Source organism: Microseira sp. BLCC-F43 (assembly GCF_041929235.1).
Classification (GTDB): Bacteria; Cyanobacteriota; Cyanobacteriia; order Cyanobacteriales; family Aerosakkonemataceae; genus Microseira.
This window is the reverse complement of record NZ_JBHFNP010000294.1, coordinates 1-9,042: the sequence shown is the minus strand read 5'-3', so window position 1 is coordinate 9,042 and position 9,042 is coordinate 1. Positions and strand designations below refer to the sequence as shown.

Annotated in this window: 10 protein-coding genes; 6 read left to right on the top strand and 4 right to left on the bottom strand. The window is 44.6% G+C overall.

The genetic code is table 11. The annotated features are described in order from the left end of the window. Positions 1-581: 581 nt before the first annotated feature. Positions 582-953, bottom strand: a complete 372-nt coding sequence (locus ACE1CM_RS39260; protein WP_374884417.1) for a DUF6464 family protein — start codon at positions 951-953, stop codon at positions 582-584. Between the two features lie 175 nt (positions 954-1,128). Here ACE1CM_RS39260 and ACE1CM_RS39255 point away from each other — a divergent pair, with 175 nt between their 5' ends. Both ACE1CM_RS39255 and ACE1CM_RS39250 read left to right on the top strand, forming a co-directional pair. Then, positions 1,129-2,016, top strand: coding sequence for an RnfABCDGE type electron transport complex subunit D (locus ACE1CM_RS39255; RefSeq protein WP_374884416.1), 888 nt, complete (start codon positions 1,129-1,131; stop codon positions 2,014-2,016). Between the two features lie 42 nt (positions 2,017-2,058). Continuing rightward, positions 2,059-3,381 carry a DUF2330 domain-containing protein gene (locus tag ACE1CM_RS39250; RefSeq protein ID WP_374884414.1) on the top strand — a complete coding sequence of 441 codons (1,323 nt, stop codon included), beginning with the start codon at positions 2,059-2,061 and terminating at the stop codon, positions 3,379-3,381. 95 nt (positions 3,382-3,476) lie between these two features. Here ACE1CM_RS39250 and ACE1CM_RS39245 read toward each other — a convergent pair whose 3' ends face one another. From ACE1CM_RS39245 to ACE1CM_RS39235, 3 genes are all read right to left on the bottom strand, one after another. After that, the gene (locus tag ACE1CM_RS39245; RefSeq protein WP_374884412.1) at positions 3,477-3,731 is read right to left on the bottom strand and encodes a hypothetical protein; all 255 of its coding nucleotides are present in this window, start codon (positions 3,729-3,731) and stop codon (positions 3,477-3,479) included. A 440-nt stretch (positions 3,732-4,171) separates the two neighbouring features. Beyond that, positions 4,172-4,609: a hypothetical protein gene (locus tag ACE1CM_RS39240; RefSeq protein ID WP_374884411.1), complete on the bottom strand. Its 438-nt coding sequence runs from the start codon at positions 4,607-4,609 to the stop codon at positions 4,172-4,174. 169 nt (positions 4,610-4,778) lie between these two features. Beyond that, a complete protein-coding gene (locus tag ACE1CM_RS39235) occupies positions 4,779-6,197 on the bottom strand; it encodes a tetratricopeptide repeat protein (RefSeq protein WP_374884409.1) in 1,419 nt (472 codons plus the stop codon). Between the two features lie 133 nt (positions 6,198-6,330). Here ACE1CM_RS39235 and ACE1CM_RS39230 point away from each other — a divergent pair, with 133 nt between their 5' ends. From ACE1CM_RS39230 to ACE1CM_RS39215, 4 genes are all read left to right on the top strand, one after another. Beyond that, positions 6,331-7,500, top strand: a complete 1,170-nt coding sequence (locus ACE1CM_RS39230; protein ID WP_374884408.1) for an esterase-like activity of phytase family protein — start codon at positions 6,331-6,333, stop codon at positions 7,498-7,500. Positions 7,501-7,545: 45 nt separating this feature from the next. Continuing rightward, the gene (locus ACE1CM_RS39225; RefSeq protein WP_374884406.1) at positions 7,546-7,701 is read left to right on the top strand and encodes a hypothetical protein; all 156 of its coding nucleotides are present in this window, start codon (positions 7,546-7,548) and stop codon (positions 7,699-7,701) included. Positions 7,702-7,727: 26 nt separating this feature from the next. After that, positions 7,728-7,949 (top strand): hypothetical protein, encoded by a 222-nt coding sequence (locus ACE1CM_RS39220; RefSeq protein ID WP_374884405.1) that lies wholly within the window; start codon positions 7,728-7,730, stop codon positions 7,947-7,949. 88 nt (positions 7,950-8,037) lie between these two features. Next, positions 8,038-8,868: a calcium-binding protein gene (locus tag ACE1CM_RS39215; protein ID WP_374884403.1), complete on the top strand. Its 831-nt coding sequence runs from the start codon at positions 8,038-8,040 to the stop codon at positions 8,866-8,868. The last annotated feature ends 174 nt before the right edge of the window (positions 8,869-9,042 follow it).

Genomic DNA, 9,042 nt, shown 5'->3' with positions numbered 1-9,042 from the left:
TCACACTCAACTTTCTGTTGATGATGCTATTTGCTAACAGGTAGAAAGGTTGAGTTTTGATTAATTAAAATTTAATATACAGCTTTTTTTGAGCCAGCATCAATATGGCTTGATGTCAATTTATTGGCGTCTATTTACTCTGAAGAGCGATTTCCCCATCCACAGCAAGTGTTTGATTACCGCAGGCAGATAGTTTTTCGTTAACGAAAAACTATCTGCCTGCCATAAAGGGTTCCTAGAGTCCAATTTCTCTAACTCCCTGCCAAATGAGCGAACCGTAAGTAACTGAGACAGGACTGAGGCAAAGAAACCGGGTTTTTAGGAAAAATCGTCGTTTTGTAACGGGAGATCGTAGCAAGAAACCCGGTTTTTAGAATCGTCGTGCTTAAGTCCGGTTAGAGTAAAATTGCTGTAATTTTTAATAATTAGTAAATTTAAAAACAATCGACTTTAACGTGACGTGCTAAAGAGATCTGGCTACATCGGTGTGGGACTGGGGGTGCAGGCGGCAGGGAAGCCTCACATCCGCTTCCCTAGTCCCAGTCGTGGGGGGAAAAATTTTGGCGTAAATCTGGCGCAACTTAGTTGGCACTGTCGCGCGGGGCACTCTCGTAAAAGCGACAGTTTACGCATGGACCCTCTGGATTGACAGCACAGCGAATCAGTTCAGAACCTGCATTGAAACGACAGTTGGCATCTCCCAGTACCCAGCGTCCGCCCACAAAACTTGTTTCTGTAGGGCGGGGTGCAGACTGCACGTATAAGGCGATTTTCTGCAAGCGATAGCGTCCTGACTTGAGTTGATAGCGGTGACGGCGTTCTAAAACCGCGTAGGTTTGACCTTCCAGGTTGAGATAGTTACCGGGTTGGGGTGTCCAGTCTAGCTGGACGCTTCCCAGGGACTGACGCGGGTGCGTCAGTATTACCTCCGTGGGTAATGAATCTGGTTCCATAGCTGCCAAAAGTTGTGTTGTGGACTACATATTTTAAGGTATCGCGATCGCAGCCCGCCGCTTCACACCATAGGCAGACTTTAACGAAATTCTGTAACAATTTCCGTAACCAAGCCACTTTTTTGTGTTTACCCTATCTACATTTGGAATCGATTATCTTTTCAAGGCGCAGGTTATGTTTTTCAAAGATGTCCGAGACTATCAAATTCTGTTTTTATCCCTTTTCCTAGTCTTAGGTGTGGCTACCAGGGACTGGACTTTGCGGCTTGACTTCATTTTAGTGGCGATCGCCACCTGCTGTACGGCGCAGTGGATTCTCTCTTCCCTTTGGTCTCGCTGGCAGCCATATCAATCTATCAAACAAGAAAATCCCGCAGAAAAACTCGCCCCGATTCAGCCTTCATTTCGCAGTGCCTTAATTACGGCTTTAGGTCTGAGTTTACTTTTAAGATCCGAACATTCCAGCACTATAATTTTAGCAGGAACCCTAGCAATTTCGAGTAAATTTATTTTTCAATTTGATCGCAAACATTTTTTTAATCCCGCTAACTTTGGGATTATTTCTGCGCTTGTCCTGACAAAAGATGCTTGGGTTTCGCCGGGACAGTGGGGCGATGATTGGTGGTACGCGCTGATATTTTTAGGCGCTGGTGGAATGGTTTTGAAACGAGTAGGACGTTGGGATACAACCGCCGCTTTTTTAGGCAGTTACGCTTTCTTAGAAGCGATTCGCAATCTTTGGCTAGGCTGGACTTGGGATGTTTTTTTCCATCGATTGATGAGCGGTTCCTTGTTGCTTTTTGCCTTATTTATGATTACAGACCCCCGGTCGATTCCCAATGCCCGTTCCGGTCGATTAATTTGGGCTATTAGTATAGCTCTCTTAACTTTTATTTTGCGGAATCAATTTTTTATTCCCACAGCAGTTTTCTGGGCATTATTTGCACTGTCACCCTTGACCTTAATTTTGGATAAGATCTGGTCAGCCCCCAGATTTTCTTGGTCAGGGGGTGTAGGGGCGGGTTTAACCAGCCATCCATGCAATCATCGACAGTTGATCTAAACCCGCCCTTTCTTTGAAATCAAAGCAAAAAAGGAGATTAATATGAAAATAATTCGTCCAATGGTAACGGTTTTAATTGCATTTTTAGCTGCGATATGCTTGGCGCCTACAGCTTTAGGATTTTGTGGATTTTATGTGGCAAAAGCAGATACGAAGCTATATAACAAAGCGTCTGAAGTAATTATTGCACGCAATGGCGATCGCACAATTTTAACAATGGCAAACGACTACCAAGGCAATATCAAAGACTTTGCCATTGTCGTCCCAGTTCCAGTTGTACTTCAGCAAGAACAAGTGCGCGTTGGTGACCCAAAAATTATCGAACGGCTCGATGCTTTTAGCGCCCCCCGACTGGTAGAATATTTCGACCCAGACCCTTGCGGCGATGACGACCTCAGCGGTGGTTTTGGCACCAGAGGCGGACCACCAATGGCAGCAAGTCCAGTCATGAGAAGAAGGGATGAAAGTGCTTTAGGCGTGACAGTAGAAGCGCGCTTTACTGTAGGAGAATATGACATTTTAATCTTAAGTGCTAGGGAATCTAACGGTCTAGAAACCTGGCTCAAAAGAAACGGTTACCGCATACCGCAGGGGGGTAGTCAACTACTGCAACCATACATTCGGCAAAACATGAAATTCTTCGTCGCCAAAGTCAATCTATCCGAATTTGCCAAATCAGGATATAAATTTTTGCGACCCCTGCAAATTGCTTATGAATCTCCCAGATTCATGTTGCCAATTCGGTTAGGAACCATCAATGCCACAACCGAGCAAGATTTGATTGTTTACCTGTTATCGCCGAAAGGTCAAACAGAAATTACCAACTACCGCACCGTAAAAATTCCTTCCAATACCGAGATTCCCCTGTTCGTCAAAAATCAGTTTGGCGATTTCTATAAAGCCATGTTCCAAACCGCCTATACTCGCGAAGGAAAAAATATTGCATTTATCGAATATGCCTGGGACATGGCAGGATGCGATCCTTGTTCTGCCCAACCTTTGAATCCGGAAGAATTGCGCCAAGCAGGTGTATTTTGGCTAACTCCCGGCGGCGGCACAAATGTATTTATTACCCGTCTCCACGTTCGTTATACCAGCGATAAATTTCCCGAAGATTTGATGTTCCAAGAAACAGCAAATCGTCAATTTTTCCAAGGTCGGTATATTCTGCGCCATCCTTTTAGCGGCGAGATTCAATGCGAAGAGGGTCAAAGATATCAACGGGTTTTGGCTGAACGATTTGAACGAGAAGCTCAAACTCTGGCGCAACTAACCGGATGGAATATCCAAGAAATTCGCCAGAAAATGCCTACCACTGCCCTACAACCCCAGAACATTCCTTTTTGGAGAAATATTTGGCCTTGATGGCTAATTGCTAATTGCTAATATTAAAAAGCTTGGCTCGCCAAATTGTAGTTAAACAGCTTCACCATTAGCGATTAGCCATTAGCTATTAGCACTTAGCGGGGTTTGCTGTACTCCCGCGACAGCAGGGCTAAACAAATAATACCAATTGCGCCTAACCAATTTGCATTAATACTATCAATCCAAACTGCTCGTCGGACAGGTTTAGTTGCTGCTGGAATTGAAGTTTGTTCGCTTTCTACGTTGTTAGGAGTCGTTTGGGCAGAGGCTGGTAACTTTGAGGAAAGCAACGTTAAACTTAAGGAAAGAATGCCAGCCCCAGCAATTTTAGCTAAATTAGAACGCTTCATATTAAAGCTGCTTTTTTAAACAGCGGCAGGCTCTTTATATCCTTAAGTTTATTAATTTCCTCAAAAAACCGCCTCACCGTTTGGTAGGAAAGCCGACCCGGCCTCAATTCTCACTCCAGAAAGAAGAAAGTAGGCACGGGTTAAACACAAAATGGGTTTCTTAAAGAAACCGGGTAATACCTGGCATCACCTTTCTTTCTGTGCAAAATTGTTGAGCCAGGAAAGAGATCTAGGTAGAAACCCGGTTTCCGATCAAAGAAACCGGGTTGCTGTGCAAAATTGTTGAGCCAGGAAAGAGAGCTAGGTAGAAACCCGGTTTCCGATCAAAGAAACCGGGTTTCGCTCTAGGTCGAAACCCGGTTTCTTTTCTAGTTAAAGTGTACCCCTACTGCCAATGAATCCAATTCCCAATTCCCAATTTGAATAACTAGCAACTTGAGTTACTTAATACTTACGTTGAGGGAGAAACTGGCATTACCTCGCGCTCCGCCAACAACAATGCGATAGTTTCCTGAAGCGGGTAATTCTTGCTCAAAAGTTGTGGCGCCAGTTTCCAAGACCACACCATCTGGTGAAACGACATCAAACAAAGCCCCCCCTTGCGCTTGGGAAGAGGAGATATTAACTCTCATTGTCTGACGCGCACGAGCGCCCAATATGTAAACATTTCTTTCACCTCGGATGACGCTATCTCGGATAGTTGTCGAGTTAGAACCTCGGGCAAATTCAATGCGACGGACACGCGCTGTTTGTGCAATCAAAATATCTGACTTCACACCAGATTGTTCTGGTTGATAAACTCTTGGTAATTCAGCAGCTTGAACGTTAGGTACAATAGCTAAAAATAACCCGGCAAATAATGATAAACCGCGATTCATTGGAATTTTTTACACCTATACAGCAAACATCGTTAGTTTCTCTTATCTTTATAACAAACACCTGAGTAATTATCAGGAAATCTCAGGTATTTTTATACCAGCTACTTTGAGCTATTTTCCCTATTTTTACTCTTGACAAATGCAGACTTCAGTGTAATTTGAGCGATATTTACTGAGGAGACTGCTTAGTTACTTGCTCGATTTGTTGGGAAAAGTAGGCTTCCCGATATTGCAATTGTCTTGCTATTTCCAATCCTTTTTGAAAAGCGTCGATCGCTTGGTTCAAGTCGTTTAAAATTAGATAAAGTTTGCCCATTTGGTCGTAAGCGTTCATCAGTCCGTAAGCATCTTTAGCCAGTGCATTGACTGAGACAAGAATTTGATAAACTGACAATGCTTGCTGGGTTTGGTTATTAGATTGGAATAGATTAGCCATTTTTTGCAACGCTTCTGCCGCGCGATTAAACATTTCGCGTTTATAGGCAAAAATATAAGCTTCTTGATAGTTTTGTGCGGCTTGTTCTAGTAAACCAAGCGCTTCATAATTTGTACCAATTGATAGCTGAAGTTCTCCAACTTGAATCAAGTCTTGCTCGTTGAGGGAAAGCTCGATTAATTGCTGCTTTGTTTTGATTGCCATTTGATATTGTTTGGCTTGATCGTAAATATATCCTAATTGTTTTAAATAGGCGATTTGTTTGACGCGATCGCTCCTTTCCTCTGCCAATCTCAGTAATTCCCGATAATTATCCGCAGCTTTAATGTAGTCGAAATAACTCATATTTATTTCGGCAAGGGTGAGCAGCGTCGCCTCAACAGTCGGAGCATCTTGTTGCGAGCGCGCTACGGCGAGAATTTGTTCGTAAACGCCGACGGCTAATTGGGGCGCATTGACTTGTTGGTAGGCAGTAGCGAGCGATCGCAACAACTCCAATTCCACAGGCGGTTGCTTTTGCACCTCTTGTTGAATAGTTTGCAAGCGCTTGGTAATAATTTGTACATCTGGTCGGCTGTTTTGCTGCCAAGAGATCGCGCCGACTCTGCCCAACGCCTGCACCTCGGACAATGGCCCGATATATCGCCGCAGTCGCAATTCGCGATACCATATTTCAAACGCTCCCACCCTGTCCCCGGCTTGCAATTTAGCCGCCGCTGCGGTATTTAGTTGTTCTAATGCCACAGAAAGTGCAGCGCGTTCGGCATCAGTTAGGCGGCGTCTTCTATCAGTTCGAGGTAATAGGGGATCGGGGGTTCTAAGTTCTAAGGGATTGGGGGGAAACTGATTCGGATTAGGATTTTGATTGGAATTTGTCGCAGCAATCGAAGAGAAACTGAAATAAAGACAAAAGGCGATTGCCAGACACAGAAATTTTGCCGTATTTTGGGTCGAATTCACCACCCGCCCCCCAATTAAGTACGTAAATTCAGTCCTCTTTAGAGGACTTAAGCTATTAGCCAGGGATTTTAATCCCTGGCGGGTGATGGAACTTAAGCTATTAGCCAGGGATTTTAACCCCTGGCGGGTGATGGAACGGGTGTAAAATCTCGGTTTAAACTGAGTGAAATATCCATTTTTATCTGCATTCATGGGTTTTAAACCTCTTCAACCTCATTTTTTCCCTGGTATCTTGCTTCTCTAAACCCAAATAGACTGTTAAACTAAATCCGGATTGGTCAATCGGATCGTCAAGAGTGGGAGAAGACTGGTGTATTGCTTTCGCATGTTTCGAATATTCGCTATTGCAGCTACTCTATTGATACTCACAGCTTGTAGCTTGCCGCAAGTCAGCGCCGAACAGCGCATATTTCTGAATTTATCCTTGGATTATTTGGGCGAGTACCAATTGCCGAAGATGAAGTATAAGGATACACCCGTTGGGGGGTTATCGGCACTCACCTACGATCGCGCGCGCGATCGCTTCTACGTACTTTCCGATGACCGCTCTCAACTAGCCCCAGCGCGATTTTACACCCTGAAACTAGCTTTAAACGAAACGGGCATCCAAAACGCAGAAATCGAAAACGTCACCTTCCTCAAAACAGAAGACAATCAAACCTATCCTAAAGCCACGATCGACCCGGAAGGAATTGCCCTCACACCAGGACAAACCGTCTTTATTTCCAGCGAAGGCGTCACCAAGGACGGAATACCTCCATTTTTGCGCGAATTCGACCTGCAAACCGGACAACAAAAATCAAGTTTACCCATTCCAGAAAGATACATAGCCGACACCACTGACGACAAACAACAAAAGGGAATTCAAGATAATTTAGGGTTTGAAGCACTGACGCTGAATCCTAGCGGAACTGTTCCCGCCAAAGGCGAACCGATTCGCTTGTTTACCGCCACCGAATCGGCTTTAATGCAAGATTTAGATCCGCCGGCAAAAGATGAGCAAGGGAACCCCAAACCGCAAATAAATAAATGCCGCTTGTTGCATTACTATATCGGCGATGGCCCGCCGCTTTTAGTGTCAGAACATGTTTATCCCCTCGCCCCTACACCTGAAGGTGCTTTAGCTCATGGTTTAGCTGAATTATTAGCCATAGATCAAGGCGGTCATTTCCTCAGTTTAGAGCGCAGTTTTTTGGGTTTAGCGGGTTTGAAAGTCAAAATTTATCAAATCGCCACAGGAGGGGCAACCGATACCTCTAGCGTTGTCAGTTTAAAAGGAGAATTGCGAGGAACTCAACCGGTCAAGAAAAAGTTGCTTTTCGATTTAAGCGAACTCGGTATTGCTTTAGATAATTTAGAAGGAATGACACTTGGTCCCCGATTCCCCGATGGTTCTCAAAGTTTAATTTTGGTCAGCGATGATAACTTCCAAGAGCAGCAAGTCACCCAGTTTCTGCTGTTTAAACTTAAAAGCGAACGGCAATCAGCAACTTAGAAACGCCGACTATAATTGACAAATAAAAGCTTTTGAAGTAAAGACATGACGACTGTAGCTATTTTGCCGGAGTCCGACGCTAGTGGTCAGAGGTTTTATCGCGCCATTGCAGGCAAAGTGCAAGCGACTGGAAAAACTGCGGGTGAAGCGCTAGACGCTTTGACTGCTCAACTTACTCAAAGAAACCGGGTTTCTCTATGAAGAAACAAAGGTGATGGTCTGCGTTATTGATCGTTCAAAACTTCCGGTCTGACCGTTTTTTTAGTGCCGAACAGCAAAAGCGGTTATCTGAATTGATGAGTATTTGGCGAACAGCACGCGATCGCGGTGAAACGCTTCCTTTAGATCGGCAAGCAGAATTGGATAATCTTGTCCAAGCTGCCATAGGCAGAACCTCTGACTTCAGCCTCAACAGGTGTTTGTTTACATACGCTAACTGGGTATCCTAAATCACAGGATTTGCGAGCGCCACATCCTGCCGCCCGGTAACAGTTGATTTCCGTTGCGGGACAAATACGTAACAAAAAGGAAGTAAAAATGATTGGTCCTTCTCCCGATGGTTACTATGGACTAACCCCCGGTAACGACAGTTTTCAACTGACGCCTGGGTTGTTATCCGGATTGCCCATAGGATTGCTCGGTTTAACAGGAAACGATACAATTACTGGCTCGTATGAGGCAGAAATTATTAATGGGAATCAAGGAAATGATTTTATTTTTGGTCGAGGGGGTGACGACGTAATTTATGGAGGTAAAGACAAGGATCAATTGTGGGGAGATGAGGGAAATGACACCCTCAGCGGTAACTTGGGGGATGATACGATCTATGGCGGTGCAGGAAACGATTTAATCCGAGGGGGCAAAGGCATAGATGTTTTACGCGGTGATGCCGGGAACGATACTTTAATCGGCGATTTGGGTGCAGATGTGTTGACTGGAGGTAGCGGCAGCGATTTGTTTGTTTTAAGACCAGATACAGTATTAGCTGAACCAACGAGTGCGGACTTGATTTTGGATTTTAATAAATCTAGCGATCGCATCGGCATCACCAACGGACTAACAGCAGCAGATCTCGTCCTCAGACAAGAAAATATCCCCATCAATCAAGCCCTGAATGACCCCAGGTTGGTAAACAATCCAGAAATACAGAATCTAATTAATAGTGGTTTATTCGATCCGAGAACCTTAAGTCCAGAATTGATTCGCCAAGTGTTCCAATCCTTCACAGGTATCGATATTGACCCCAACCGAGATGGCTTTATTGTCGGCACTTCGATTGAACTGCAAAACGGTACAGGTTTAGGTTTTGCTTTGAACGTTGTCCCAGCAGATTTGCAAAATCTCATTGTTCCCGTCAGCAATATTTAACCGCAATCGCGCGGTAGGGGCACGGCAATTTAGATCTGTCGCATTTAACAACGTATGTCATGCCGTGCCCCTACAGCAAAAATCCCGTTGGCGGTAGGGGCACGGCAATCATTATCTCTCGCATTTAACAACGTATGTCATGCCGTGCCCCTACAGCAAAAATCCCGTTGGCGG

Excerpts from the sequence above, each read along its gene's own strand:
- ACE1CM_RS39240 (WP_374884411.1), bottom strand. The coding sequence starts at position 4,609 with ATGAATCGCGGTTTATCATTATTTGCCGGGTTATTTTTAGCTATTGTA.
- ACE1CM_RS39230 (WP_374884408.1), top strand. The coding sequence starts at position 6,331 with ATGTTTCGAATATTCGCTATTGCAGCTACTCTATTGATACTCACAGCT.
- ACE1CM_RS39215 (WP_374884403.1), top strand. The coding sequence starts at position 8,038 with ATGATTGGTCCTTCTCCCGATGGTTACTATGGACTAACCCCCGGTAAC.
- ACE1CM_RS39250 (WP_374884414.1), top strand. The coding sequence starts at position 2,059 with ATGAAAATAATTCGTCCAATGGTAACGGTTTTAATTGCATTTTTAGCT.
- ACE1CM_RS39260 (WP_374884417.1), bottom strand. The coding sequence starts at position 953 with ATGGAACCAGATTCATTACCCACGGAGGTAATACTGACGCACCCGCGT.
- ACE1CM_RS39245 (WP_374884412.1), bottom strand. The coding sequence starts at position 3,731 with ATGAAGCGTTCTAATTTAGCTAAAATTGCTGGGGCTGGCATTCTTTCC.
- ACE1CM_RS39255 (WP_374884416.1), top strand. The coding sequence starts at position 1,129 with ATGTTTTTCAAAGATGTCCGAGACTATCAAATTCTGTTTTTATCCCTT.
- ACE1CM_RS39225 (WP_374884406.1), top strand. The coding sequence starts at position 7,546 with ATGACGACTGTAGCTATTTTGCCGGAGTCCGACGCTAGTGGTCAGAGG.
- ACE1CM_RS39235 (WP_374884409.1), bottom strand. The coding sequence starts at position 6,197 with ATGAATGCAGATAAAAATGGATATTTCACTCAGTTTAAACCGAGATTT.